Annotated in this window: 29 protein-coding genes and 1 tRNA gene; 23 read left to right on the top strand and 7 right to left on the bottom strand. The window is 48.0% G+C overall.

Annotated features, from left to right (window positions below; genetic code table 11):
- Positions 1–400: 400 nt before the first annotated feature.
- From NtB2_RS08835 to NtB2_RS05535, 3 genes are all read left to right on the top strand, one after another.
- Positions 401–1,453, top strand: coding sequence for a glucosaminidase domain-containing protein (locus NtB2_RS08835; RefSeq protein WP_369689560.1), 1,053 nt, complete (start codon positions 401–403; stop codon positions 1,451–1,453).
- Positions 1,454–1,561: 108 nt separating this feature from the next.
- Positions 1,562–2,683: a DUF4097 family beta strand repeat-containing protein gene (locus tag NtB2_RS05540; protein ID WP_109245953.1), complete on the top strand. Its 1,122-nt coding sequence runs from the start codon at positions 1,562–1,564 to the stop codon at positions 2,681–2,683.
- 14 nt (positions 2,684–2,697) lie between these two features.
- Positions 2,698–3,129, top strand: coding sequence for a PspC domain-containing protein (locus tag NtB2_RS05535; protein ID WP_109245952.1), 432 nt, complete (start codon positions 2,698–2,700; stop codon positions 3,127–3,129).
- Between the two features lie 259 nt (positions 3,130–3,388).
- Here NtB2_RS05535 and NtB2_RS05530 read toward each other — a convergent pair whose 3' ends face one another.
- On the bottom strand, positions 3,389–4,135 hold the full coding sequence (locus NtB2_RS05530) for a biotin--[acetyl-CoA-carboxylase] ligase (RefSeq protein WP_109245951.1): 747 nt from the start codon (positions 4,133–4,135) through the stop codon (positions 3,389–3,391).
- Positions 4,136–4,239: 104 nt separating this feature from the next.
- Here NtB2_RS05530 and glyA point away from each other — a divergent pair, with 104 nt between their 5' ends.
- Complete coding sequence (gene glyA / locus NtB2_RS05525; RefSeq protein ID WP_109245950.1) at positions 4,240–5,505, top strand: serine hydroxymethyltransferase; 1,266 nt, start codon at positions 4,240–4,242, stop codon at positions 5,503–5,505.
- 97 nt (positions 5,506–5,602) lie between these two features.
- Positions 5,603–6,202, top strand: coding sequence for a lysozyme family protein (locus NtB2_RS05520; RefSeq protein ID WP_165814961.1), 600 nt, complete (start codon positions 5,603–5,605; stop codon positions 6,200–6,202).
- Between the two features lie 291 nt (positions 6,203–6,493).
- On the opposite strand, the gene NtB2_RS05515 is transcribed toward NtB2_RS05520, so the two are convergent.
- Positions 6,494–6,766, bottom strand: a complete 273-nt coding sequence (locus tag NtB2_RS05515; protein ID WP_109245949.1) for an acylphosphatase — start codon at positions 6,764–6,766, stop codon at positions 6,494–6,496.
- A 56-nt stretch (positions 6,767–6,822) separates the two neighbouring features.
- Here NtB2_RS05515 and NtB2_RS05510 point away from each other — a divergent pair, with 56 nt between their 5' ends.
- Entirely contained in the window at positions 6,823–7,557 is a 735-nt protein-coding gene (locus NtB2_RS05510) for a TrmH family RNA methyltransferase (RefSeq protein WP_109245948.1), read from the top strand.
- A 25-nt stretch (positions 7,558–7,582) separates the two neighbouring features.
- Here NtB2_RS05510 and NtB2_RS05505 read toward each other — a convergent pair whose 3' ends face one another.
- The gene (locus NtB2_RS05505; RefSeq protein ID WP_109245947.1) at positions 7,583–8,026 is read right to left on the bottom strand and encodes a flavodoxin; all 444 of its coding nucleotides are present in this window, start codon (positions 8,024–8,026) and stop codon (positions 7,583–7,585) included.
- Between the two features lie 163 nt (positions 8,027–8,189).
- Between NtB2_RS05505 and NtB2_RS05500 the strand changes: the two genes are divergently transcribed.
- Positions 8,190–9,044 (top strand): methionyl aminopeptidase, encoded by an 855-nt coding sequence (locus NtB2_RS05500; RefSeq protein WP_109245946.1) that lies wholly within the window; start codon positions 8,190–8,192, stop codon positions 9,042–9,044.
- Between the two features lie 58 nt (positions 9,045–9,102).
- Positions 9,103–10,023: a YihY/virulence factor BrkB family protein gene (locus NtB2_RS05495; protein WP_109245945.1), complete on the top strand. Its 921-nt coding sequence runs from the start codon at positions 9,103–9,105 to the stop codon at positions 10,021–10,023.
- 141 nt (positions 10,024–10,164) lie between these two features.
- Here NtB2_RS05495 and NtB2_RS05490 read toward each other — a convergent pair whose 3' ends face one another.
- On the bottom strand, positions 10,165–10,614 hold the full coding sequence (locus tag NtB2_RS05490) for a GtrA family protein (protein ID WP_109245944.1): 450 nt from the start codon (positions 10,612–10,614) through the stop codon (positions 10,165–10,167).
- Between the two features lie 86 nt (positions 10,615–10,700).
- Between NtB2_RS05490 and NtB2_RS05485 the strand changes: the two genes are divergently transcribed.
- The 8 genes from NtB2_RS05485 to gnd all read left to right on the top strand — a co-directional run bounded on the left by NtB2_RS05485 (position 10,701) and on the right by gnd (position 16,756).
- The gene (locus NtB2_RS05485; protein WP_109245943.1) at positions 10,701–10,880 is read left to right on the top strand and encodes a hypothetical protein; all 180 of its coding nucleotides are present in this window, start codon (positions 10,701–10,703) and stop codon (positions 10,878–10,880) included.
- A 104-nt stretch (positions 10,881–10,984) separates the two neighbouring features.
- Positions 10,985–11,056 (top strand) — tRNA-Arg (locus tag NtB2_RS05480).
- 227 nt (positions 11,057–11,283) lie between these two features.
- On the top strand, positions 11,284–12,207 hold the full coding sequence (gene rnz, locus NtB2_RS05475) for a ribonuclease Z (protein WP_109245942.1): 924 nt from the start codon (positions 11,284–11,286) through the stop codon (positions 12,205–12,207).
- Positions 12,191–12,892: an SDR family NAD(P)-dependent oxidoreductase gene (locus NtB2_RS05470; protein ID WP_109245941.1), complete on the top strand. Its 702-nt coding sequence runs from the start codon at positions 12,191–12,193 to the stop codon at positions 12,890–12,892. Before rnz ends, NtB2_RS05470 begins: the two co-directional genes overlap by 17 nt.
- 11 nt (positions 12,893–12,903) lie before the next feature.
- The gene (locus NtB2_RS05465) at positions 12,904–13,827 is read left to right on the top strand and encodes a magnesium transporter CorA family protein (RefSeq protein WP_109245940.1); all 924 of its coding nucleotides are present in this window, start codon (positions 12,904–12,906) and stop codon (positions 13,825–13,827) included.
- Positions 13,828–13,969: 142 nt separating this feature from the next.
- A complete protein-coding gene (locus NtB2_RS05460; RefSeq protein WP_174683338.1) occupies positions 13,970–14,380 on the top strand; it encodes a DUF948 domain-containing protein in 411 nt (136 codons plus the stop codon).
- A gap of 1 nt (position 14,381) precedes the next feature.
- Positions 14,382–14,981 carry a YtxH domain-containing protein gene (locus NtB2_RS05455; protein WP_109245938.1) on the top strand — a complete coding sequence of 200 codons (600 nt, stop codon included), beginning with the start codon at positions 14,382–14,384 and terminating at the stop codon, positions 14,979–14,981.
- Positions 14,982–15,337: 356 nt separating this feature from the next.
- Complete coding sequence (gnd, locus tag NtB2_RS05450; protein WP_109245937.1) at positions 15,338–16,756, top strand: NADP-dependent phosphogluconate dehydrogenase; 1,419 nt, start codon at positions 15,338–15,340, stop codon at positions 16,754–16,756.
- 112 nt (positions 16,757–16,868) lie between these two features.
- On the opposite strand, the gene spx is transcribed toward gnd, so the two are convergent.
- A complete protein-coding gene (gene spx, locus NtB2_RS05445) occupies positions 16,869–17,267 on the bottom strand; it encodes a transcriptional regulator Spx (protein WP_109245936.1) in 399 nt (132 codons plus the stop codon).
- Positions 17,268–17,534: 267 nt separating this feature from the next.
- Positions 17,535–18,137, bottom strand: a complete 603-nt coding sequence (locus NtB2_RS05440) for an ATP-dependent Clp protease proteolytic subunit (protein ID WP_109245935.1) — start codon at positions 18,135–18,137, stop codon at positions 17,535–17,537.
- Positions 18,138–18,269: 132 nt separating this feature from the next.
- On the opposite strand from NtB2_RS05440, the gene NtB2_RS05435 reads away from it, so the two are divergent.
- The 4 genes from NtB2_RS05435 to NtB2_RS05420 all read left to right on the top strand — a co-directional run bounded on the left by NtB2_RS05435 (position 18,270) and on the right by NtB2_RS05420 (position 21,397).
- Positions 18,270–18,800 (top strand): hypothetical protein, encoded by a 531-nt coding sequence (locus NtB2_RS05435; RefSeq protein WP_109245934.1) that lies wholly within the window; start codon positions 18,270–18,272, stop codon positions 18,798–18,800.
- A gap of 328 nt (positions 18,801–19,128) precedes the next feature.
- On the top strand, positions 19,129–19,902 hold the full coding sequence (locus NtB2_RS05430; protein ID WP_109245933.1) for a TatD family hydrolase: 774 nt from the start codon (positions 19,129–19,131) through the stop codon (positions 19,900–19,902).
- Between the two features lie 3 nt (positions 19,903–19,905).
- On the top strand, positions 19,906–20,466 hold the full coding sequence (gene rnmV, locus NtB2_RS05425; protein WP_109245932.1) for a ribonuclease M5: 561 nt from the start codon (positions 19,906–19,908) through the stop codon (positions 20,464–20,466).
- Positions 20,456–21,397: a zinc-dependent alcohol dehydrogenase family protein gene (locus NtB2_RS05420; RefSeq protein WP_109245931.1), complete on the top strand. Its 942-nt coding sequence runs from the start codon at positions 20,456–20,458 to the stop codon at positions 21,395–21,397. The genes rnmV and NtB2_RS05420 overlap by 11 nt, the downstream gene beginning before the upstream one ends.
- A 23-nt stretch (positions 21,398–21,420) precedes the next feature.
- Here the strand turns inward: NtB2_RS05420 and NtB2_RS05415 are convergent, their stop codons facing one another.
- A complete protein-coding gene (locus NtB2_RS05415; protein WP_109245930.1) occupies positions 21,421–21,591 on the bottom strand; it encodes a DUF3042 family protein in 171 nt (56 codons plus the stop codon).
- Between the two features lie 67 nt (positions 21,592–21,658).
- On the opposite strand from NtB2_RS05415, the gene miaA reads away from it, so the two are divergent.
- The 3 genes from miaA to NtB2_RS05400 all read left to right on the top strand — a co-directional run bounded on the left by miaA (position 21,659) and on the right by NtB2_RS05400 (position 24,411).
- Entirely contained in the window at positions 21,659–22,549 is an 891-nt protein-coding gene (gene miaA, locus NtB2_RS05410; protein WP_109245929.1) for a tRNA (adenosine(37)-N6)-dimethylallyltransferase MiaA, read from the top strand.
- Positions 22,550–22,553: 4 nt separating this feature from the next.
- Positions 22,554–23,216: a hypothetical protein gene (locus NtB2_RS05405; protein WP_109245928.1), complete on the top strand. Its 663-nt coding sequence runs from the start codon at positions 22,554–22,556 to the stop codon at positions 23,214–23,216.
- A 304-nt stretch (positions 23,217–23,520) separates the two neighbouring features.
- Positions 23,521–24,411 carry an SPFH domain-containing protein gene (locus NtB2_RS05400; protein WP_109245927.1) on the top strand — a complete coding sequence of 297 codons (891 nt, stop codon included), beginning with the start codon at positions 23,521–23,523 and terminating at the stop codon, positions 24,409–24,411.
- Positions 24,412–24,442 lie beyond the last annotated feature (31 nt).

Here is a 24,442-nt window from a genome sequence, read left to right as displayed (position 1 = left end):
AGAACCGACTCAACCAACACAGCCGTCAAAGCCATCGTTGCCAAGCACGCCGTCAGAGCCGACGAAGCCCACAGAGCCTACAAGCCCTTCAGAGCCGAGTAAGCCTACCAATCCGTCAAATCCTAGTCAACCCACAGAGCCCACAAAGCCTACGGATCCTAGTCAACCGACGAAGCCTACAGAGCCGAGCAAGCCAACTGAACCAAGTAAGCCTACAGAGCCAAGCAAACCGACTCAACCGACAAAGCCAACGAAGCCTTCCAAACCCTCTAAACCTTCGAAGCCTTCCAAACCGACCCAGCCTTCTAAGCCTAGTCAACCGACGAAGCCTTCTCAACCTGCAAAGCCAGTAGAGCCTTCAAAACCAGCTCAACCGGCTCATCCGTCATCCCCAGCAGTAGTGGCTCCAGACGTAAACTATCGGCCAGCTGAAAATTTCCCACCTATCTACGTGACGCCTGCCTACCCTGATTATAGTAATAGCTCTAAAATTACTAGCATCAAAGGCCTCCGTCTCTACAATAAGATCGCCATCGTCGTCCCTCCAGTGACCAGCGTCAACAACACGACGGTCGATGCCTTCATCAAGAGCCTGGGAGCCCGGGTGGCACAATTAGCCAGCCAGAACAACCTCTATGCTTCTATCATCCTGGCCCAGGCGATTCTTGAGTCTGGACACGGAACCAGCGAGGTAGCCCTGAAAGGTCATGACCTCTTCAATATCCGTGGGAGCTATGATGGCAAGTCAATTACCATCGGTTCTGGTGCCTATCGTGCCTATGGCTCATACGACCAGTCTCTGGTTGATTATGTGAAATTGATTCTCAACGGGACAGACTACAACAAGTACCTCTATGCAGGTGCCTGGAAGTCACGTTCTAAGTCAGTAGAAGAAGCTCTGGACGCTCTTCAAGGTGTCTTTGCGACCGACCCTAGCTATAAGGCCAAATTGATTGCAGTCATCAATGAATATGACTTGACCAAATATGATAATGTCAGCAATCTTTCAAGTTTGGTCAAAGATACACAGGCTCCGACAAGCCCTCTTATGCTTGGAGCCAACGACAGTAAATTCCCCGTCTGGGATGGTGTAGACCGTCCAGGCTCCAGTAGTTATGCCTGGGGTAACTGTACCATATATGTCTACAACCGTATCCTCCAGCTCGGTGGTAAAATCGGACAATACATGGGCAATGGTGGCGACTGGGGTGCTTCTGCAGTAGCTCAGGGTTACTATACAACCCATACGCCTCAAGTGGGCTATGCTGTAAGCTTCCCACCTGGAGTTGCTGGTGCAGTCGCAGTTTACGGCCACGTGGCCTTTGTCGAAAAGGTCTACGCCGACGGTTCATACCTGGTTTCAGAAATGAATGTCAAGGGCTTGAACGTCGTGGATTATCGTGTGATTCCTGCCTCTCAGGCAAGTCTTGCAACCTACATCCAGCCAAAATAAAAAAATCAGCCCATAGGCTGATTTTTTTTTGCCCCCGTCATGGGATAATAGCTTTATGAGGATAAGACCTCTCAGTAAATTTGTTTTTCATAACAGGAGGAAAATAAAATGGCAAATAAGAAAGACCGGATCATGGACCTGATGAGACGGGGCATCATCTCTGAAGATGAGGCCCTTGAGCTCCTTGAGTCTCAGAAAGAAGAGAAGGCGAGCGAAAGCAAGGAAAATCAGAGAGATAAGAAAGAATCCTTTAGCTATCAGGACAAGGAAGGCTATACCAACCACGATATCGACTTCCCTGATGCCTTTAAGAGTGTCATCAGCCAGATTGCGGATGGGGCAAAAGACTTGTTTAAGGGGATTTCAAAGGCAGTCGATGAAAACATTGATTTTGCCAATGGTTTTCCCAAGGTCAAGTCGATCAGTAAAACCATCGAAAAAGACATTGAAGGCGACTTCGATGCAGTAAATATTGCACTGACGGCGGGCAAACTCAGCGTCCAGCCTGGCGACAATGCCCATGTTAAAGTAGACTATAAAGTCTACGGGGCCGTAGAAAACGGCGACGTAGATAGCTATCTGGCCGAAAAGAGCAAGCTAGAAGTGATTGATGAGGTTCTCGAAATCACGACAGAGGCTCCTGGCCGTATCTCAGCTGACGTGGCCCTCTACCTGCCAGAGAAGACCTACAAAGACATTGCGGTCAAGCTGACCCATGGCGATAGTAGCTTCAGCAAGACCGAGGCTGAGAAGCTTAGCCTGAGCATTGTCAATGGCCAGATTGAACTCAAGGAAACTCAGACCTCAGAGCTCTTTGTCAGCAATAAGAATGGCGATATCCGCATTGAGGATGGCCGAGCAGATGAGCTCAAGCTCAGCCTGGTCAATGGTGACATCCGAGTGACCTCAGCCTTTGGCCGGGGCGACATCAGCTTGGTGAATGGAGATATTCTCCTTACACAAGATAGCAATAGCCCTCGGGAGCTGAATGTCAAATCTGTCAATGGCGACATCAAGCTCTCAGTACCTGAGGATTTGGGCCTGGTCGGCCATGTCAAGACCATCTTTGGTGGCTATAAGACAAGGCTCAAGCTCGACAGCCCCTTTGAGGCTGGCCGTAACGGGGCTGCCCTCGTACGAAATAGTGAACAAAGCCTGACCTTTGAAATTGAAACAAAGTCAGGCACAATATGGCTCAAGGACAATGAGTCCAAGGAAGAAGAAGCCTAGAAAGAAGGAAGAAAATGCAATCACGTGAACTCAGAAAATCAAAGGAGAACCGTCTCATCCGAGGGACCATTGCGGGAGTTGGGGAGTACTTTGGCCTGAGCCGGGATGTCATTACCTTCCTGAGAATCCTTTATGTCATCTTAACCTTCAGTAGCTTTTTTGCAGGTGTCATCGTCTATATCGTCGCTAGCTGGATTATCCCAGATGCCAGTGATGATGAAGCTGGCCAGGCAAGTTCCCAAAAACAGGACTGGGAGCAGCATTCAGGCGTTTATGAAAAACGCCATGCTGAGCGAATGGCTCGCAGACAGGCTAGATACGAAGAAAAAGCCCGTCGGAAGGCCGACAGCTGGGATGCAGGCTGGGAAAATCATCCAACCAAGCCAGGCCAGAAGATTAAGGAAGCCCAGCCGGTTGAGAAGGATGAGGATTGGTCGGATTTTTGAGATGAGGGAAAGCCTGTGACAAGGTGACTTTCCTTCCAGAAATTCTGAAAATAACTATGGGCCATCTTCGTGGCTCCGCCACTAGGCCCTCCATACTCGCTAAGTCGCTAAAGTGACTTAGCGAGCATGGGGCAAGCAGCCAGCTTCGCTGTCTCATTACTAAAAGGTGAACCCGTTAGGGCTCACCTTTTACCATATTTCACAGTAATTTTCAGAATTTCTTCCACTCTGGCCTGCTTTTTAGAGAAGGAAAGTCCTCTTACCAGCTCTTCAGAGAGACTTCCCCAGAAGACAAGACCATCTCCTGCCCGCCCGCCAGCTCAACGATAAGGCCAGCGTTAGCGGTCAGGTCACGGGCGATGCCCTCATAATCCCTGCCCTGCTGGCTGAAAGTCACCTGCCTGCCAAGGACGAGCGAATGCTCCGTGTAGATGCTTAGATAGTCTGCATTTTTAAGTCTGTCAAAGGCCTGCCAGATTTCTGAGATGAGCTGGTTGCGGTCGATATTAGCCTCGTCTGGACTGTTAAAGAGGCTTCCGGCCTTGTCTTTGAGGGGCTCTGGAAATTCTCTGATTGCAAAATTTAGGCCGATCCCAATGATGATTTCAAGCCTGCCATCAGCCTTCTGATGGGCCTCGGCGAGGATGCCACAAATCTTCTTGCCCTCCAGATAGATGTCGTTGACCCACTTGATTTGGACGGGCTTATCCGTCAGCTTTTTGATGGCGGAAACGACGGCCGCTCCGGCCAGGACCGTATATTGCGGCATGCTTTCACTCGGGTTGACCTGGAGGAGCAGGCTCATATAGATACCGCCCTCATCCGCCGAAAAAAATTCCCGGCCAAAACGTCCATAGGTCGCGGTCTGTTGCTCTGCGAGATAGAGGCAACGGTCTTGTCCGTCAGCCTTGGCATCCTGCTGGGTCGAGCTGGAACTGGCCTTGATTTTCACATCAGAGAGCCAGGGATTCCCAGCCAAAATGCCAGTTTTATCTAACTTTTTCATATGAAAATATCATAGCATAAAAGCAATAAAAATTGGGTAAATGCAAGGCCGGCCTAAGGATTTTGTGGTAGAATAGAATTAATATAAGGAAAAGAGGGATTGCCATGATTTTTGACGAACAATATCCGGATTACAAGGCTTTTGACCCAGAAGTCTGGGAGGCGATCGCAGCTGAAGAACGCCGTCAGGAGCAAAACATCGAGTTGATTGCTTCTGAAAATATTGTCTCCAAGGCTGTCATGGCGGCCCAAGGCTCCGTCTTGACCAACAAGTACGCAGAAGGCTATCCCGGCAAACGCTATTATGGCGGGACGGATGTTGTCGATGTCGTTGAAAATCTTGCCATTGAGCGGGCTAAGAAGCTCTTTGACGTCAAATACGTCAACGTCCAGCCCCACTCAGGCTCTCAGGCCAATGCGGCGGCCTACATGGCCCTGATTAAGCCAGGCGATACGGTCCTTGGTATGAATTTGGCCGACGGCGGTCATTTGACCCATGGCTCGCCGGTCAACTTTTCAGGCCAGACCTATAATTTTGTCAGCTATGGTGTCAACCCCGTCAGCGAGCAACTCGACTATGATGCCATCATGGTCAAGGCCCGGGAGGTCAAGCCGGCCCTGATTATTGCTGGTGCTTCAGCTTATGCCCGGACCATTGATTTTGCGCGCTTCCGTGAGATTGCTGACAAGGTTGGGGCCAAGCTGATGGTCGACATGGCCCATATTGCTGGCCTTGTTGCGGTTGGCCTCCATCCTAGTCCCATCCCTTATGCTGATATTACGACAACGACGACCCATAAGACCCTTCGTGGTCCTCGGGGTGGCATGATTATGACCAATGACGAGGCTTTGGCCAAGAAGATTGACTCAGCCATCTTCCCTGGCTCACAAGGCGGGCCACTCGAGCACGTCATTGCCGCTAAGGCCGTGGCCCTCAAGGAGGCTCTCGACCCTTCATTTAAGGCCTACCAGCAGCAGGTCATTGACAATACCAAGGCCATGGCCGCTATCTTTGGCGTTGAAGAAGGCTTCAAGCTCATCTCTGAAGGGACCGACAACCACCTCTTCCTGGTCGATGTCACCGGGATTGGGATGACAGGCAAGGAGGCTCAAAACCTGCTTGATGAAGTCCATATTACGCTGAACAAGAACTCGGTGCCTTTTGAGCCACTTTCACCTTTTATTACCTCAGGCATCCGGATTGGCTGTGCTGCCATTACCAGCCGGGGAATGAAGGAGACCGAGGCCAGACGGATTGCCAGCTTGATCATCCGTGCCCTGAAGGGCCGGAGCTTTGAAGAGGTCCAAGAAGAGGTCCGCAAAGAAGTGCTAGAGCTCACGGCTGCCTTCCCACTTTATCCCAAAGATTAACCACAACTGAATAAACGATGATTTCAAAAAAGCGAGTCAAAAAATAAAAATTTGAACAGTGATAGTAAGACTTGACCGCAAAGAATAGGAAAGTGATATGAAAAAAATCGGATCATTTGTAGCCTTAGTGATTGTATTGGCTGCAGCTTTTTGGGTCTATAGGACCCGTCAAAATGTTAAGCACGTCATGCGTTATGAGCAGGCGGTTTCAAAGAGTCTTGCAGCACAAGGCCTATCCAATGAGACCAATCTGGCTCTGGCCATCATCTATACCGAGACCAAGGGGCGGGACACTGACGTCATGCAGTCCAGCGAATCAATTAATGGTAAGACCGGAGAAATTGTGACCCAGTCTGAAAGCATCGACCAAGGGATTGCCAATCTGACCAAGGTCCTGAACTATGCGGCATCGAAGAAGGTCGACCCCTGGGCAGGTGTCCAGGCTTATAATTATGGTAAAAACTATGTTGACTATGTCGCCAAGCAGGGCGGGACAAATAGTCTGGACCTGGCCAAAGCCTACTCTCGTGATGTGGTCGCACCGAGTCTTGGCAATAAGACCGGCCAGACCTACTATCATTTGACGCTTTATTCGCTGTTGAATAACGGTGGTAAGCTTTATACTAATGGTGGGAATATGTTTTATGCCCAAGAAGTGAAGTATCATATGGCCTTGTTGAGGTTGTTTAATTGGTAAAAAAGTGTCCGTTGGACACTTTTTCTGTTCTCGCAGAATGCTGTTATTGCGGTCGTTTTGGAAGAGATGGTGTCCTATAGATAAAGTCCGTTTCGTTCCAGAAATTCTGAAAAATCACTGTGTGGCACGCAAGCAAAGCTTCGCTTTCATTGCTAAATGTCGAGCCCTCTCGGTCTCGCCATTTTCCCTTGTTCACAGTGTTTTTCAGAATTTCTTCCACTACACCCTTGCCTCATTTTTATTCGCCTGTTGACTATTTAATATAAGAAAAAGCTTGAAAACTCCAAGCTCTCACACAATCTTAAAATCTGAAAACAGCTCAGAATTATCAGCAATAGCCTCCAAATAAGTTACCTTAGCAAAAGGCGTAGGGCCCTTTCTGACCGCAGTGACAAAGCTCTGCAGAGCTACTGCATCTTCAGCCTGGGCGAGGATGCCAACAGTCCCGTCGGGATTATTCCAGACCCGGCCATAGATGCCGTATTGTTGGGCCAGCTGGATACAGCCAAATCGGAAGCCAACGCCCTGGACCCGGCCAGATACGATGATTTTGAGTTTTTGCATGGTCACCTCCTCAATATGGTATAATGATAACAAATTCTTGAAAGTTTAGGTTGAGCATGGAAGTCATACGTTCTAAAGATAATGTAAAAATTAAGTCAGCCAGAAAACTCCTGACCAAAAAGGGGAGAAAGCAGGCAGGGAGCTATCTTATTGAGGGCTTCCACCTCTTGCAGGAAGCCATCGGCTGGTCGGCCGAGCTCGAAGAGCTCTTTGTCTCAGAAGAGAAGATTGACCAGTTACCAGCAGGCCTGAGCGAATACCTCATCGTCTCAAATGAAGTCCTCGCCAGCCTCTCAGATGCAGAAACGCCACAAGGCCTTGTTGCAGTTGTCAAGCAGCCTCAGATTAGCTTTCCTAGGGCACAAAAGGTCCTCCTTCTGGAAAATGTCCAAGACCCTGGCAATGTTGGCACCATGATCCGGACTGCCGATGCGGCTGGCTTTTCAGCCGTTCTCTGCCTCAAAGGGACGGCGGATATCTACAGTCCCAAGGTTGTCCGCTCCATGCAGGGGAGTCAGTTCCACCTTCCGGTCATAGATGGCTTGAGCCTGGATGAGGCCCTGCCACTGCTCAAAGACCTGACTATCTTGACAACGACCTTGTCAAAGGACTCCATCAGCCATCGAGAGGTCCAGGCCGACAACTTTGCCCTGATTATGGGCAATGAAGGAGCCGGTGTCTCAGAGGCGGCCATCGAGGTCGCTGACCAGCTAGTCCACATCGAGATGCCAGGTCATGCAGAGTCGCTCAATGTGGCAGTCGCCGCAGGCATTCTGATGTTTAGCCTATAAGAAAAACGCCAGAATCCGGCGTTTTTTATTGGACTTTTTCAGCCAAGGCTGATGCAAAGGCTTCAAGATTAACGATGTCTTCCTCTTCAGCGTTGAGGTCAACACGGACACAGTCAGCTCCTTTTTCCGCTCCAGCTACTGCAAACTGCTCTTCAAACATGTCGATGCAGACGCAGAAGTCATCATAAAAAGTATCGCCTGAGCCACAGACGCCAAAGGTCTTGCCAGCCAGGTCAACGTCGGCCAAGTCCTCATAAAAGTCGACAATTTCATCAGGCAGCTCGCCGTCGCCATAGGTATAAGTGGCCACGATGCAGAGGTCAGCGTCGACAAAGTCTTCGGCATCGACCGTTGTGCATTCGTCGAGGTCGACGTCAAGGCCTAGGTCCTCCAGCTTATCAGCTACGATTTCAGCGATTTCTTGCGTATTTCCAGTCATACTTGCGTAGACGATTTTTGCTAATGCCATTTTTGATCACCTTTTCTTAAATTTCTTTAATAAAATTATATCAAAAATCTGGCAGAAATCACATCCTAAAGGCTCCGGAGCTTCTGATTTATCTGAGGATTTTATATAAACGGCTCAATTTATGATAAAATGGAAGCATAAAGTTATTAGAAAAGAGAAAGCAGTGATTACACTAAAATCTGAACGTGAAATCGAACAAATGGCCAAGTCAAGCAAGATCCTGGCCGACATCCATATTGGCCTGCGTGAGCTCATCAAGCCAGGCATCGACATGTTTGAAATCGAAGAATATGTCCGCCGGGTCTGCAAGGAAAAGAATGTCCTCCCCCTGCAAATCGGGGTCGACGAAGGCAACTATAATCCCTTTCCTTATGCGACCTGCTGTTGCTTGAATGATGAAGTGGCCCATGCCTTTCCTCGCCATATCAAACTCAAAGAAGGCGATTTGATCAAGGTTGACATGGTCTTGGGTCTTGTCGAAGACGACTTCTGCGATGTTTCAAAACTGAATTTTGACGATGCTGAAAGCATGGTTTACTATCAGGAAAATTTCCGTGGTGGAGTGGCAGATTCTTGTTGGGCCTTCGCTGTTGGTGAGGTTTCTGAAGAAGTCAGAAATCTGATGGATGTCACTAAAGAAGCCCTCTACCGTGGGATTGCCGCTGCCAAGGTTGGCAACCGGATTGGCGACATTGGTCACGCCATCCAAGAATACGCTGAGGGCAAGGGTTACGGCGTGGTCCGTGACCTGGTCGGCCACGGCGTTGGTCCAACCATGCATGAAGACCCAATGGTACCCCACTATGGCACGCCAGGAAAGGGCCTTCGCCTACGTGAAGGCATGGTCTTGACCATCGAGCCGATGATCAACACTGGCGATTGGGAGATTGACCACGACGGAGAACGGGGCTATGTGACGCTTGACGGTAGTCTTTCTTGCCAGTATGAGCACCAGTTTGTCGTGACTAAAGACGGTCCGGTCATCCTGACTTCTCAAGGAGAAGAAGGGACCTACTAAGATTTTCCAAATCTTTTAGATGAAAGCGTCCAGTTCAGAGAAAAAGAGCAGGAAAAACATGAAAGAAAAATTTAGCAAGGCTTTCATCGTTGAAGTCTTCAATCAGTTTCTCTCGTTTTTTAAGAGCTCAGAGATGAGCCTCTCGTCGATTGCGGTAGCCTATTACCTGATGCTATCGCTTTTTCCCTTTTTGCTGATTGTCGGAAATGCCCTCCCCTTTTTTCATCTGAATGTGGATCAGATTCTCCAGGCCCTGAGTGAGAGCATGCCCCATCAGATCTATGAGGCCATCTCAGGGCCGGGCCGGAGCCTCTTGTCCAATCCCAATACCAGCCTGCTCTGGGTCTCTATCATCGTCGGCCTCTGGACCTTTTCCAGGGCCCTTGCCAGCCTTCAGATGGCCATGAACAAGGCTTATGGCGTGCTAGACCACCGGGACTTTATCGTCAGTCGGGTCATTGGAATTGTCTCAGGCTTTGGGATCTTGATTTTCCTCTACATCGCCGTCCTGCTGTCGACCTTTGGCCAGCAGATCCTGGCCGAGTTGCACAGTCGCTTTCCCTTTAATGACCAGCTTTATTATACGTTGCACAATATGACCCTGCCGGCTGTGGGGCTCGCGACTTTTCTGTCGCTGGCCTTGCTTTACTTCCTCTTGCCCAATGTCCGAATTCACAAAATACGCTACATTATGCCAGGGACGATTTTCACGACCTTTGTCCTGGTCTTCTTGACCAATATCATCGCCCTTTACGCGACCAGGGCCCTCAATGAAGTGCGGGACTTCAAGGTGGCTGGCTCTCTGGTCGTTTTCACACTCATGATTTGGTTCATCTTCATTGCCCGTGTCCTGATTTTAGGGGCCATTCTTAATGCCGTTTATTTGCAGATCAAGGCAAAGAATATTGAGACCAGGCGGGGCGAGGTTATCGAGTTTATCAAGGTCATTCGTAATAAAGAAAAAAATCAGACAGATTAGGCTGATTAGGGGCTTTAGCGTAACATGGAGAGAATTATAGAAACTAGGATATTGAGCTCAAAGACTGGGAGTAAGGCGAGACTAGTTTCCTTTATGAATTCGAGGCTATCACCATTTTGTGAGAATAGAAAAATCAGTCGTTTAGGCTGATTTTTTTCTGAAGACGAGAAATTTAGAATAGAAGTAGTTGAGCAGGATGTTGAGGACCTGCAAAAATAGTGAGAAGATGTTCATCGTCAGCTTGAAGTTTTGATGAATGAGGCCGGTCAGGATTTCAGGATGGACGGTGCCGAACCACCATTTTAGGATGACGGCGAGGACCATGAAGGCGATACGTCCTGCTGAAAAATTGAGAAAGTCTAGGAAAACATGGTCACTTTCATGTTCAAAGACCCATTTCTTATTGGTCCAAAAGGCAAAGATAATGCTGACAATCTGACCGACAGCCTCTGCCAGGGGGGCAGAGTAGGAAGACCCCGAGGTCGCAAACATGACAATATTCAAAAAGATATAATAAACAAGTGTGGTTAAAACACCGAAAACCAGGTACTTAAAGGCTTCCGAAGCCATAAATTTTTTAATCGTATTCATTGCCTTCTTATTTTAGCAGAAAATTTATAAAATGACTAGCAAGCCTTATTTAGGAAAAATGGTCAGAATCTGTTATAATATAGCTTATGATAAGACAGCAGTTCTACTTTTTTATGATCGGTGTGATCATCTATGCCGCCCTGCTTTACTGGGCAGCCTCTCATGATTTTTGGTTGCCAACCGCCTTCTTTGCCTATCTTTTGGGCCGGCGGGTGGTCTTTGCCTACCGGGTTGACCGCTTTAATCGGATGAATCAACCTAAATAAGAAGACCTAATAAGGGCTTTTTTTCTCTAAAAATGACAAGTCAATATCAAGGTCGCCTGAGACTTGAAAAAAGCCAAGCTTTTCCGTATAATAAAAGAGTTGACGCGTCCGTAGTGTAATGGATATCACGCCAGATTCCGGTTCTGGCGATGGGGGTTCGATTCCCTCCGGACGCATTTTGTGTAGCAAGTCTAGGGCTTTAACTGGCCAAAGCCAGTTAAAGCCCAGCCTTGCTCACAAAATGGTTACTGAATAAAAGAAATTGAACGCAGTTCAATTTCTCACTTACGTGCAAAATGGCTATCCTACATTTCCGCCACTGCATTTCCAAAGTCAACGAATCCCCAAAATTGCAGTCAAGCCTGCAATTTTTTTATCAAAAACAGGAGAAAAAGGAGCTCAAATGGACATCCAATTTCTAGGCACAGGAGCAGGCCAGCCGTCGCACAGCAGAAAGACCCAGGCCATTGCCTTAAAACTCTTAGATGAACGTGGCGAAATCTGGCTTTTTGACTGCGGAGAGGCGACCCAGCATCAGATTCTGGAGACGACAATTAAGCCCAGAAAAATCACAAAAATCTTTATCAGCCACCTTCACGGCGACCATATCTTTGGCCTGCCTGGCTTTCTTTCAAGCCGGAGCTTCCAGTCTTCTGACGAGCAGACCGACCTTGAAATTTATGGCCCGCAAGGGATTAAAAACTTTGTGATGACCAGTCTGAAAATCTCAGGCAGTAAGCTTGGCTACCGGATTGATTTTCATGAGCTGGATCAGACCGCGGGTATTGTCTTTGAAGACGAGAGCTTTACAGTCTATGCTGAGCCACTCGACCATACCATCTTTTGCCTGGGCTACCGGGTCATGGAAAAGGATAGGGCTGGCGAGCTGGACAGCGAGCGATTGCAGGCCGATGGCCTGCCCTTTGGCCCGCTTTTTGGACAGATTAAACGGGGCGAGACGGTAGAGCTGGACGGCAAGATTTACCGGCCGGAGGACTATATTGGTCCAGATAAGAAGGGTAAGGTCGTGACCATCCTCGGCGATACCAGAAAGACCGAGGCGGCGGTCCGTCTGGCTGTGGGTGCCGACCTCCTGGTCCATGAGGCGACCTATGAGGCCTCAGAGCCTAAGATTGCCAAGAAACACGGCCACTCGACGACCAAGCAGGCGGCTGAGGTTGCCAAGGAAGCAGGGGCAAACAGACTCATCCTGACCCACATCAGCCCCCGCTATGTCGGTAAGGCGGTTAAACAACTCTTAACTGAAGCTCAGGCTGTCCACGAAAATAGCCATGTGGCGAAGGATTTCTATGAAGAAAAACTTTAAGGACATCCTCATCACAGGGGCGACGGGCGATATTGCCCAGGCCCTGGTCAAGCTCCTGGCCGAGGATAAAGACGTCCGACTCCATCTACTTTCCCGGGATCTTCAAAAATTAGAGCAGCTTTACGGCGGTCTTCCCAATGCCTGCTTTTATCAAGAGGGCGTGAGTCCACTGCCAGAAGTCGACATCCTGGTCAATAATGCCGGAACAGCCGTCTTTGAGGCCTTTGAAGAGCTGACCATGGACGATATTGAGGCCATGTTTGAGGTCAATAGCCTCCTGGCCATCCGCCATATTAAGGAGAGCCGGCCCCGGATTCAGATTGTCAATATTGCCTCTATCGCTGGCAAGCTACCGACGGCTAAGTCAACGGCTTATTCAGCTTCTAAGGCAGCCCTGATTGCCTTTTCAGATGCCCTCCGGATGGAGCGTCCGGACTTAATCATCACGACGGTCAATACAGGCCCGGTCAGGACCAAGTTTCATGCGGATAACCCCGCCTATCTTGAGCGGGTCGGCTCTTATGTCTTGACGGCAGATGAGATTGCAGTAAAAATTTATAAACAGTTGGGCAGGCAAAAGGCAGAGCTCAATCTGCCCTGGCAACTGGCTCTGCTCGTCAAGCTCCGTGGCCTTTTTCCCAGGATTTTTGACGGAGTCAGCCTGAGATTTTTCAACTATAAATAGGGAGAAATGACATGATTTATAACTATCGTCTCAATTCAGACAGACGGCTGGAACGTAATAATATCGGGACAGACGGCGACTTTCTCTACCTGCTCCAGCCGAGCAAGGAAGAAATCGGCCGGCTGACCGAGCGTTTTGGCTTTCCTTTTGACTATCTCAGCGGGATTTTGGACAATTATGAAAAGGCCCGGATAGAAGGCGACGACAAGGGCAACCAGCTCCTCCTCATGCAGTATCCGATGATGAGTGATACAGGCGAAATCAAGACCTATCCCTGCTCGATTGTCAACACCAGCTCGGGTGTAGTGATCTTTGCCTTGAATGCTGACTTTGAACTGCCTGGCCTCAAAGATGTCAGCTTTGAGCGGGAGCGGTTCGCCCATCAGATGACCTATCACCTCCTTTTTGACATTGAAGCCCGTTATGAAAAGCATCTGGCTGAATTTCGTCAACGCCGGCAAAAAATCGAAAAGTCTATCATGAAGTCGACGAAAAATGACCAGCTATTGGATATGATTGCCATGCAGGCCAGCCTGATTTACTTTGAAGATGCGGTGAGCAATAACCTCAGCGTCCTGACCCGCTATGCGGAATATCTCAGGACACATAGCCAGGACGGCTTTGCAGAGCGGATTTTCGATATTCAGATTGCGGCTGACCAGTCTCACGCCGAGACCCGAATTCAGCTTAAATTGATGGAAAATCTAAGAGATTTATTCTCAAATATTGTTTCTAATAACTTGAACATCGTCATGAAAATTATGACTTCAGCGACCTTTGTCCTCGGGATTCCTGCCATCATCGTAGGTTTTTACGGGATGAATGTCCCTTTGCCCAAGCAGGAATGGGGGAATATGTGGTGGCTGATTCTGGTCGGGATTATCCTGATTTGTGGATGGGTTAGTGTCCTTCTGCATAAGCGGGACATGATGTGAGCGGAGCCTGTTTGCAGGCTTTTTTGCAAGACTCGGTTCGCTAAGATTAAAATTTAGTAATTATTTCCTAATCCAAGCTTGATTTGATATAATGGAATTATCATATGAAAGGGCTTAAAGCTTAAGCTCAAAAGGAGGTAAAGTGGGAAATATAGCTTTGATGATTATTGCAGTGGCCTTTGCCCTGCTGGTAATCTTTATTATTGTTGTCCTGGTCAAGGTTTCAAAGACTATGACTGAGGTCAATCGCAGTATCAAGCTAGTCTCGAGTGACGTGGATGTCCTCATGCACCAGGCCGACAGCCTGATGGGCAAGGCTAATACACTGCTTGACGATGTTAACGGTAAGGTGGCTACGATTGATCCGCTCTTTACGGCGGTTGCTGACCTGTCAGAGTCTGTCTCTGCGGTCAACGCATCGACCCGTAACCTGGTCGGTCGCTTCAGCCGGTCTGGCCGTAGAAATGCCCGGTCTACAGCAGCTGTAGTTGCTGCAAAGCAGGCAAAGAAATTCTTTACAAAAAAAGAAAAAGTAGAAAAAGAGGTAGTATAATATGGCTAAAAAATCTGGATTTTTAGTAGGTGCACTGATTGGTGCTGCAGCAGCATTGTTCCTGGCCCCTAAAAAAGGCTCTGAGCTCCGTGAAGACGCAGGCAAGGCCTTTGACGACTTTAAGGCAGACCCTAAAGGTACGGTCTCAAACGTGACCGACTCAGCCAAGGCCTTCTATGATGAAAAGTTCAGCGACATCAAGGAAAAATTTGACAACGGGGACATCTCAGCTGAGCGTGCCAAAGACTATCTGGTCGCTAAAAAGGACGACATCAAGGCTAAAATTGATAGTGGTGAGCTGTCAAAAGAGTCTGTGATGGACTTTGTTAATAAGACAAAAGATTCAATTTCTGACAAATTTAACACAGCAAAAGATTCGACTGAAGAGCTCTTTGATGAAGATGAAAGTTCAATTTCAGATTCTGTTGTAGAAGCCCAAGAAGCAGTGACAGAAAAGGCTGAAGAAGTCAAAGATGCCGCAACTGAAAAGGTGGAAGAAATCGCATCAGAAGTTAGCCCAGCCAGCGAAAGCAAGGGCCTGAGCGATCTGCAAAGACGTGCCGATGAGATTGCTGAAAAGGCGAAAGAATTGACGGAATAAGAAGGGGCGGACATGATGTCTGCTTTTTTTCTGTTTAGGAGGACTGGCCCTTGCCTTGCGGAAGTTCGAGTGGCCAGAGGGCTCCAAGAGAAGCTACAGATAAGGAAAACGAAGTTTTCTTCGCTACATCGTTCTAAAGAGCGAGTCCGAAAGTCTCGCTAGTCGCCCTTTTCACAGTGTTTTCCCGATTTTCCTCCATTTCACTCGATCCACTTTATATTAATAATATTAATTCTTTCTTGTAACTTTTTTTCATCCATCATATAGCGTCAATAAAAAAATATACTTAAACAAGGATTTTTCAATTAAAAAAAGTTATAATGTAACTATACTCGAAAAATGAATAGGAGATTCATATGTCACAAGCAAACTTTGGTGTCGTCGGCATGGCCGTGATGGGTAAGAACCTTGCCCTCAACGTTGAAAGCCGTGGCTACACGGTCGCTATCTTTAACCGGACGACGGCGAAAGCAGAAGAAGTCATCGCTGAACACCCAGACAAAAATTTGGTCTTGACAAAAACCGTTGAAGAATTTGTCAATGCCATCGAAAAACCACGCCGTATCATGCTCATGGTCCAAGCAGGTCCTGCAACCGATGCAACAATCAAATCTCTCTTGCCACACCTTGACAAGGGCGATATCTTGATTGATGGCGGAAATACTCATTTCCCAGACACAATGCGTCGTAATGCAGAACTTGCAGATTCAGGCATCAACTTTATTGGTACAGGTGTTTCTGGTGGTGAAAAAGGCGCCCTCCTCGGACCATCTATCATGCCTGGTGGACAAAAAGAAGCTTATGACCTCATTGCCCCTATCTTTGAGCAAATCTCAGGTAAAGCCCCTCAAGATGGTAAGCCATGTGTGGCTTATATGGGCCCTAATGGTGCTGGACACTATGTTAAGATGGTCCACAACGGCATCGAATACGGTGACATGCAATTGATCGCTGAGTCATACGACCTCTTGAAACGTGTCATTGGCCTTGATAATGCTGAAATCCAAGCCATCTTTGAAGAATGGAACGAAGGCGAACTCGACAGCTACCTTATCGAAATCACCAAAGAAGTCTTGAAACGTCAAGACGATGAAGGTGAAGGATTCATCGTTGATAAAATCCTTGATAAGGCTGGAAATAAGGGAACCGGTAAATGGACTTCACAATCAGCCCTTGACCTTGGTGTCCCATTGCCATTGATTACAGAATCAGTATTTGCACGTTTCATCTCAACTTACAAAGATGAACGTGTCAAAGCAAGCGCAATCCTTTCAGGACCAGAAGTGAAATTTGATGGCGACAAGAAAGAAGTGATCGAAAAAATCCGTCAAGCTTTGTACTTCTCAAAAATCATGTCATATGCACAAGGATTTGCACAACTGCGTAAAGCCTCAGAAGACTTCGACTGGGACTTGCCATATGCAACCATCGCGCAAATCTGGCGTGCTGGATGTATCATCCGTGCAGAATTCTTGCAAAATATCACTGATGCTTTCAACAAGAACGCAGCACTTGAAAACCTCTTGCTCGATGACTACTTCATCGACATCACAAAACGTTACCAAGAAGCAGTACGTGACGTTGTAAGCCTCGCTGTACAAGCAGGTATCCCAGTGCCAACATTCACATCAGCCATCAGCTACTATGATAGCTACCGCTCAGCTGAATTGCCTGCCAACTTGATTCAAGCGCAACGTGATTACTTCGGTGCTCATACCTATGAACGTAAGGATAAAGAGGGTGTATTCCACTATGATTGGTATACTGAAGACTGATTCAGTTGACTTCAAACCCTGAATATAAAATCTGATAAAAAACTCTGCCAAATCTTTCGGCAGAGTTTTTTGATAAAGAAAAAAGAGCCAAGGCTCCAATAATTCCAAAAGATTAAATGGCTGAACGCAGACGTTGTCCGCCATTTTCCAGCATCCGGACTGTGCGAGGCAAGAAGGTGCGGATTTCTTCTTCGTTGTAGCCGACATGGAGGCGTTTGTCATCCATGATGATCGGCCGGCGAAGAATTTGGGGGTTTTCAGAAATAATCTTGATGGCGGTTGTCATTGAAAGGTCTTCAAAGTCAACGCCCAGGGTCTTTACGAAGCGATTGCGGCTTGATACCAAGCCTTCAACACCGTCGTCACATTTTTCTAAAATTTTAGTGACTTCATCTACTGAGAGTGGATTAGCGATGATATTGCGTTCGTTAAAGTTGATATGATGTTGTGACAACCAACTTTTCGCCTTCTTGCAACTGGTGCAAGATGGGGCGGTATAGATAGTAAGCATACACTCTCCTTATTAAAATTTAATGTAGCCAGAGCTGGGCCAGACCAGCTTTGTGGGCATAGGATTATTATATTATAGCACAAAGGAGGTGGCAAAAAAAGACCTTTTTCTAACTTTTTTCATAAAACTTATCTTTTAAGATATTGTTAAAAGGCGAGCCCTTGCGGGCTCGCCTTTTGAATATTTCACAGTGCTTTTCAGAATTGCCTTCACTACACTCCTGCCTAGTTTTAGTCTAGTGAGTTATATAAAGAACTCCGCAAAGCCCTAGTCCTTCAATGCATTATTCTCCATAATCTCATCAATAAAGCCATATTCCAGTGTTTCCTTGGCGTCCATCCAGTAGTCGCGTTCTGCGTCGGCGTGGATTTTTTCGATGGATTGGCCTGAGTTATCTGAGAGGATTTTTTCGAGGCGGTTACGAGTCTTCAGGATGCTTTCAGCAACGATGGCGATTTCAGTCTGTTGGGCACCTGGGCGGACACCTCCCATGGGCTGGTGAATGAGGTATTCAGCATTTGGCAACATGAAGCGTTTGCCCTTGGCACCGCTTGAGGCGATGATGGTCCCCATAGAAGCAGCCATCCCCATGACGATGGTCTGGACATCAGACTTGATGAAGTTCATGGTGTCGACAATGGCAAGGCCGGCAGAGACTGAGCCACCGGGTGTGTTGACATAGAGGTAGATGTCTTTGCTGTTGTCTTGGGCATCGAGGAAGAGGAGCTGGGCGATGATGGCATTGGCCATCCCGTCGTTGACTTCGCCCTGGAGCATGATGATGCGGTCCTTCAAGAGCCGTGAGTAGATGTCATAAGCGCGCTCGCCCCGGCTTGATTGTTCGATGACAGTAGGTATTAAGTATCCCATAAGAATCTCCTTATTTTCATTAACAATTTATAAATTCATTATAATCAAAAGGTCAAAAAAGGTCAAACAAAAAGATTTTCAATTTCCTAAAATGCCTTTGAAAATGCGGGATAGCGTGTTATAATTAGGGACATGAATGCAGAAATTATGTTAGCCGTCCTTTTTGGAATGATCATCGGTGCCTGGGCCTTGGTTGCCGGCATTTGGATTTACAAGAAATACGACGAAAACCGCTATAAAAAGCGGTTGACCATCGAGAAGCTCCTGCGTGAGATTGAGGTCCGTAATATCTTGAATCAGAAGATGATTGAGGTCTTGAACCGACCGATTACCGATGCCGACAAGGAATTCATCAATCCGACGAGCGACGTCAAGATTCCCTTCTATGACTATAACTTCTTGAAGAACTATACGTCGATGTATAATCTCTACATCCCTGCCTACTACATGACAGAATTTTTCAAGAGCCTTTCTTATCATCTGAGTGTCTTTGATGATGAGCAGGACCTGAAAAACGGCGGTTATATCTTCAAGGATGCCCGGACACTGATGGAAAATTTTTCTGTTGAGATTACTGAAGACATCGAAAAGAAGAAGGAAGAGCTGAACAAGGCGAAGAATATTTATCCTTCGATGTTGAAGCAACAGCATTATGAGCTTTAAGCGAGAACAGGCCTGAGGGCTTTTTTCTTTTTTACGGCTAGAAGCTGGAGATAAAGTCCCTTGCTGAATTTGACATAAGAAAAGCCACTGAGGGAGCTGACTATCGCAGTGTTCAGTGGGTCTTTAGTGACATGATATCAAATGTTTTGGCAGGGAGGGCTGCTTTTTACACTGCATAAAGGTTCTGTAACGGCATCCATTAACCCAATCTTTAGTCATATGCTATATTTATTCTTTGAGGAGGTCAAGTTCTTCCCCTTCTTTACCAATAAGCCCCAAAGGCCAAAGTGCCGTGGAGAAAAATACGAAAAATGCTATAATATGGAATATGAAAATTTTCGACTCACACACCCACCTCAACGATAAACCCTTCCTCCACCGCGAAGCAGAAGAAATCCAAAAAGCTGCTGAACTCTCCGTCGTCAAAATGAACGTTGTCGGCAGTAATTTTGAGCTGAATGATAAAGCCATTGAGCTGGCTCACAAATTTCCAGAAGTTTATGCGACGATTGGCTGGCATCCTGATGATGCGGGGCAATTTGATGATAAGGCAGAAAGCTATCTGAAGGAGAAACTGAAACAGACCAAGGTCATTGCCCTTGGCGAGATTGGTCTGGATTATCATTGGATGGTCGAGTCAAAGGATCGTCAGGAAGAGGTCTTCCGCCGGCAGATTCAGCTCTCTAAAGAAGCTGGTGTCCCTTTCCAGGTCCACACTCGGGATGCATTGGCAGATACCTACGACATCATCAAGTCAGAAGGGGTTGGCCCGGCTGGTGCCATCATGCACTCTTTTTCAGGGAGCTACGATGATGCCGAGGCCTTTGCAGAGCTGGGGATGATGATTAGTTTTTCTGGTGTGGTCTCTTTTAAGAAGGCAACGGATATCCAGGAGGCTGCAGGCCGATTGCCACTGGACAGGATTTTGGTCGAGACCGATGCTCCTTATCTGACGCCTGTGCCTTTTCGAGGCAAGGAAAACACGCCAGGCTATACGCACTATGTCGTCCAAAAGCTAGCGGAAATCAGAGGGATTTCAGTCGAAGAAGTGGCTGAGGCGACCTATCAAAACAGCCTGAAAATCTTTGGTCTGGAGGACTGACCGATGGCGGACAAGAAAAAAATTGACCAGGTCATCGTCGTTGAAGGGCGTGATGACACGGCAAATCTCAAGCGTTTTTACGATTGTATGACCTATGAAACGGGTGGGAGCTCGATTGATGAGCAAGACCTTGAACGCCTCAAACGCTTGCAGGCAAGTCGAGGGCTGATTGTCTTTACTGACCCGGATTTTCAGGGTGAACGAATCCGTAAAATCATCATGTCTGCGGTCCCTGATGCCCAGCACGCCTTTATCCAGCGAGATGAAGGTCGGCCTAAAAAGCAGGGTTCGCTCGGTGTTGAGCATGCTGACTTTGAGGCCCTGGAGCGGGCTTTTGAGGCAGTCAATACCTCCGGTCATCATGCAGAAGGCCTGAGCCAGACGGATTTGATAAGCTTTGGCCTGGTCATGGCTTCTGACAGTCGGCAACGACGAGAGTATCTCTGCCATGAGCTGAGAATCGGCTATGCCAACGGCAAGCAACTTTTGAAGCGGTTGAATATGTTTGGAATTGCTCTGGAGCGGGTTGAGGAGCTTATGAGAGGTTATCGCAATGACCTATAAAAGTATCGGCTACGAGAGTTTTGGAGAGCCAAGGGAGGTCCTAGAAATCAGGGCAAGAGAACGGAGCCCCCTGAAATATGCACAGCTCCGGGTCCAAATGCTCCTCGCCCCAGTCAACCCTTCAGACCTCATCCCCGTCACAGGAGCCTACCGCCACCGGACGCCACTTCCAGCCATCGCAGGCTACGAGGGTGTCGGCCTGGTGCTAGAAGTCGGTCCAGGCCTCTCGAGCGATCTCCTGGGCAAGCGTGTCCTCCCTTTGGAGGGCGAAGGGACCTGGCAGGAGGAGGTCGTCTGCGAGGCAGACTATGCGGTGATGATTCCTGACGAGCTGGATGACCTCTCCGCCAGCCAGCTCTACATTAATCCCCTGACAGCCTATCTTTTGGTCAATGAAGTCTTTCAGCTTCAGCCGGGAAAGAAGCTGGCCGTGACGGCAGGAGCCTCAGCGATCGGCAAGTGCTTTGCCCAGCTGGCGAAGACGATGGGCTTTGACTACTATGCCATCGTCCGTAATTCGTCGCATGATAAGGAGCTCTACGAGCTCGGGGCCAAGGCTGTTCTGACGGATGCCAAAGGCCTTCAGTTTGATGCAGTCGTCGACTGTGTGGGCGGTGAGGTCGGCACGAGTCTAGCTAAGCAGGTCAAGTCCGGCGGGCATTTCCAGGCCCTTGGCCTTCTCTCTGGCGAGCAGGTCGACTGGGCGGAGATTTCGGAATTACCTATTAAGCAGGGCCTCTTTCACCTCCGTTATTGGTTGGCAAAGCATAGCCCCGAAGCTTTTCAGGAGAAGATGGCTGACATCATTGGCTTAGTCCAAAAGGGGGAGCTTGTCATTAACCAGGATGTGCGCGTCCTTCCTTTTACTGACATCAAGCAGGCACTGGCGAGTGATGAAAAAGGAAAAATGATTCTCGATTTTAGAAATTAAAAAAAGGCTTTGTGATAAGCCTTTTAATGTGCAATCCGCTTGCGTTTAGCCTTCTTGCGGTTTTCTTCGATAAAGTTCCATTTTTCTTCGACCGGGTCGATGACCTTCGCCTTGTAGAGTCCGCCGGCGGTTGCGATTACTATGATGACCGCGAGGCCACCTGCGACAAAACCGCCAATAAATGATTTGCTCATCTCTTTCCTCCCTTAAGTTGTGTTATAATTTTATTATAAACTATTTATGGGAAAAAAAGGAAATGTCATGAGGAATCAAGTATTAGTGGTCTTGGGGCCGACGGCGGTCGGCAAGACTGCCCTGGGGATTCAGCTTGCCCAGGCCTTTGATGGCGAGATTATCTCGGGCGACTCCCAGCAGGTCTACCGGGGCCTAGATATTGGGACCGCCAAGGCGACGCCTGAAGAACGGGCGATGGCGGTCCATCACTTGATTGATGTGAGAAATCTGGACGAGAATTTTTCAGCCCATGACTTTGTGACAGAGGCCAATCTGCTGATTGCTGATATTCTCTCACGAGGTAAAGTCCCGATTATCGTGGGAGGGACGGGTCTCTATCTCCAGGCCCTGATTGAAGGCTATCATCTGGGTGGCCAATCAGGCCATGACGACATGATGGCCCTGAGGCAGGAGCTGGAGGCCTTGCTTGACGAGGACTTACAGGTCCGGCTTGAATCAGCAGGCATCGAGCTGGCCGAGTTTAGCCGGAGGCGGGCCATCCGGGCATTGGAAATTTCCAAATTTGGAAGTCAGCTTGAAAATCAGGGCTCAGCCTATGACTTTAAGCTACTAGGCCTGACGGCCGACCGGGAACTGCTCTACGATCGGATCAATCAGCGGGTCGAGCTGATGATGACGGCCGGCCTGCTGGCCGAGGCAGAGGGACTTTATCAAAAGGCTCCGGAAGCCCAGGCATCCAAGGGCATCGGCTACAAGGAGTTCTTCCCTTATTTTCGGGGAGAAATCAGTCTGGATGAGGCCGTTGAGCTGGTCAAGCGAAATTCGAGGCGTTATGCTAAACGTCAGCTGACCTGGTTTAAGAACCGGATGCAGGTAGATTTTTATGACGTGTTTGATAGGGCCTATCCGGCTCAAAATCTGATGCCGGCAGTAAAAAATTTTTTAGAGAGTGAGTAAGATAATGGCAAATTGGTTGGATTTAGCAATGAAATATGGGGGCTTTATGGCCCAGGACAAGGTCTTTTTGGAGAACCGCCTGGCCCAGCTGGATGACGAGGCTGACAAGCGACTCCTTGCCACACCGCCAGCCAGCGTGTTGAACGCCTATTTTGCTGAGCTCTATCAAAAGAAGTCGCCGAAGGATGCGACCGATTATTATTTTGAGATGTCGAAGGCTTTGGACATGTTTCAGGAAAATCCTGATTTTCAGCTGGAAGGCAAGCCTGGAGCCGAGCAATACCGCTTTATCCGCCTGAATATCTCTGGACAGTCCTTTGGCTATTCTTATCTGAATGACCAGGAAGAAGCCCTGGTCTTTAGCGAGTTTCCCCGGGCGATTGATACAGAGCTGATCTTTGAGGTTTCTCAGATTTTCCCTCAGTATTTTTTGCAAGAAGCGGACGATAAGATTTTGATGAAGCCCTTGACTTTGGAAGGCGACTTTGAGTACATCCGGGACGCCTCTGAGCTCACAACTGTTTCTGAGTGTGACAATTTCATCCGGGTGTCGAGCTACAACATCGAAGAATTGCGTGCAACCGTCGAGGAAATCGGTTATATCCGTCCTCCCTTCTTGCAGTATGCTGGGAAGATGTTTCATTATTATATTCCGAAGGGATTTTAATGGTATAAGAGTTAATTTGAACCATAAAAATCACAGACTCTAGCGGAGGAATTTCTGGTAAATCACTGTGACATAAGGCAAATGGCGAGACCGCAAGGGCTCGCCATTTAGCAATGAGATAGCGAAGCTGTCTGCTTGCGGCCTCACAGTGATTTACCAGAAATTCCGGAGCGAAAGAAAGCTTTTTATATTTAGGGCTTCTAAAAAGCCTTTTTTTCTTCCAAAAATGGAAGAGTGCTTTCAAAAGATGATATAATAAAATTAAGCAGACTTGTCCAAAAGTGGCAAGAAAAAAGGAGAATATATGATCATTCTTATTATTTTGTTCATCATCTTGTTGGTCATCTTGACCAGCCTGAGCACGCTGTTTTTTACAGTCAAACAGCAAACTGTGGTCATCATTGAGCGACTCGGCAAGTATCAATCGACGGCGAGTGCTGGCTTCCATCTTAAGTTTCCTTGGGGAATTGATCGGATTGCTGCCCGCATCCAGCTGAGACTCCTGCAAAATGAGATGCTGGTCGAGACCAAGACCAGCGACAATGTCTTTGTGACCATGAACATCGCTTCGCAATACCGGGTCAACGAAAACAACATCAAGGATGCCTACTACAAGCTAAGCAATCCTGGCGAGCAAATCAAGGCCTATATTGAAGATGCCTTGCGTTCTTCAGTGCCTAAGTTGACGCTCGATGAGCTCTTTGAGAAAAAAGATGAAATTGCCCTGGAAGTCCAAAAGACGGTCGCTGAGGAGATGTCGACCTATGGCTATATCATCGTCAAAACCCTGATTACCAAGGTCGAGCCGGATGCTGAAGTCAAGCAGTCGATGAATGACATCAATGCGGCCCAACGGAAGCAGGATGCGGCCCAGATGCTGGCCAATGCCAACAAAATCCAAGTCGTGACCGCCGCTGAAGCCGAAGCTGAAAAAGACCGCCTGCGTGGGGTCGGGATTGCCGAGCAACGGAAGGCCATCGTAGACGGCCTGGCCCAGCAAATCATCGAGATGAAGAACACCGGTGTCTCGCTCACTGAAGAGCAAATCATGTCGATTCTTCTGACCAACCAATACCTGGACACGCTCAACCAGTTTGCAGTAGGTGGTAATTCTACCATCTTCCTGCCTGGCGGGGCAGAAGGGTCGGATGATCTCCGGACGCAGATTTTGGCGGCGATTAAGGCGGGAAAATAAGAAAGTGAAAAAAAGAGCCTGGGCAGGCTCT

The sequence above is a fragment of the Lactococcus termiticola genome (assembly GCF_003116835.1).
GTDB lineage: Bacteria > Bacillota > Bacilli > Lactobacillales > Streptococcaceae > Lactococcus > Lactococcus termiticola.
This window is presented reverse-complemented; position numbering and strand designations above follow the sequence as displayed.

Coding starts and splice junctions, on each gene's coding strand:
- NtB2_RS05440 (WP_109245935.1), bottom strand. CDS start 18,137: ATGGGATACTTAATACCTACTGTCATCGAACAATCAAGCCGGGGCGAG.
- NtB2_RS05495 (WP_109245945.1), top strand. CDS start 9,103: ATGAAAGAAAAATTTAGCAAGGCTTTCATCGTTGAAGTCTTCAATCAG.
- NtB2_RS05465 (WP_109245940.1), top strand. CDS start 12,904: ATGATTTATAACTATCGTCTCAATTCAGACAGACGGCTGGAACGTAAT.
- NtB2_RS05510 (WP_109245948.1), top strand. CDS start 6,823: ATGGAAGTCATACGTTCTAAAGATAATGTAAAAATTAAGTCAGCCAGA.
- NtB2_RS05435 (WP_109245934.1), top strand. CDS start 18,270: ATGAATGCAGAAATTATGTTAGCCGTCCTTTTTGGAATGATCATCGGT.
- miaA (WP_109245929.1), top strand. CDS start 21,659: ATGAGGAATCAAGTATTAGTGGTCTTGGGGCCGACGGCGGTCGGCAAG.
- NtB2_RS05490 (WP_109245944.1), bottom strand. CDS start 10,614: ATGAATACGATTAAAAAATTTATGGCTTCGGAAGCCTTTAAGTACCTG.
- NtB2_RS05420 (WP_109245931.1), top strand. CDS start 20,456: ATGACCTATAAAAGTATCGGCTACGAGAGTTTTGGAGAGCCAAGGGAG.
- NtB2_RS05415 (WP_109245930.1), bottom strand. CDS start 21,591: ATGAGCAAATCATTTATTGGCGGTTTTGTCGCAGGTGGCCTCGCGGTC.
- spx (WP_109245936.1), bottom strand. CDS start 17,267: ATGCTTACTATCTATACCGCCCCATCTTGCACCAGTTGCAAGAAGGCG.
- gnd (WP_109245937.1), top strand. CDS start 15,338: ATGTCACAAGCAAACTTTGGTGTCGTCGGCATGGCCGTGATGGGTAAG.
- rnmV (WP_109245932.1), top strand. CDS start 19,906: ATGGCGGACAAGAAAAAAATTGACCAGGTCATCGTCGTTGAAGGGCGT.
- NtB2_RS05515 (WP_109245949.1), bottom strand. CDS start 6,766: ATGCAAAAACTCAAAATCATCGTATCTGGCCGGGTCCAGGGCGTTGGC.
- NtB2_RS05400 (WP_109245927.1), top strand. CDS start 23,521: ATGATCATTCTTATTATTTTGTTCATCATCTTGTTGGTCATCTTGACC.
- NtB2_RS05470 (WP_109245941.1), top strand. CDS start 12,191: ATGAAGAAAAACTTTAAGGACATCCTCATCACAGGGGCGACGGGCGAT.
- rnz (WP_109245942.1), top strand. CDS start 11,284: ATGGACATCCAATTTCTAGGCACAGGAGCAGGCCAGCCGTCGCACAGC.
- NtB2_RS05430 (WP_109245933.1), top strand. CDS start 19,129: ATGAAAATTTTCGACTCACACACCCACCTCAACGATAAACCCTTCCTC.
- NtB2_RS05535 (WP_109245952.1), top strand. CDS start 2,698: ATGCAATCACGTGAACTCAGAAAATCAAAGGAGAACCGTCTCATCCGA.
- NtB2_RS05485 (WP_109245943.1), top strand. CDS start 10,701: ATGATAAGACAGCAGTTCTACTTTTTTATGATCGGTGTGATCATCTAT.
- glyA (WP_109245950.1), top strand. CDS start 4,240: ATGATTTTTGACGAACAATATCCGGATTACAAGGCTTTTGACCCAGAA.
- NtB2_RS05520 (WP_165814961.1), top strand. CDS start 5,603: ATGAAAAAAATCGGATCATTTGTAGCCTTAGTGATTGTATTGGCTGCA.
- NtB2_RS05505 (WP_109245947.1), bottom strand. CDS start 8,026: ATGGCATTAGCAAAAATCGTCTACGCAAGTATGACTGGAAATACGCAA.
- NtB2_RS05455 (WP_109245938.1), top strand. CDS start 14,382: ATGGCTAAAAAATCTGGATTTTTAGTAGGTGCACTGATTGGTGCTGCA.
- NtB2_RS05540 (WP_109245953.1), top strand. CDS start 1,562: ATGGCAAATAAGAAAGACCGGATCATGGACCTGATGAGACGGGGCATC.
- NtB2_RS05405 (WP_109245928.1), top strand. CDS start 22,554: ATGGCAAATTGGTTGGATTTAGCAATGAAATATGGGGGCTTTATGGCC.
- NtB2_RS05530 (WP_109245951.1), bottom strand. CDS start 4,135: ATGAAAAAGTTAGATAAAACTGGCATTTTGGCTGGGAATCCCTGGCTC.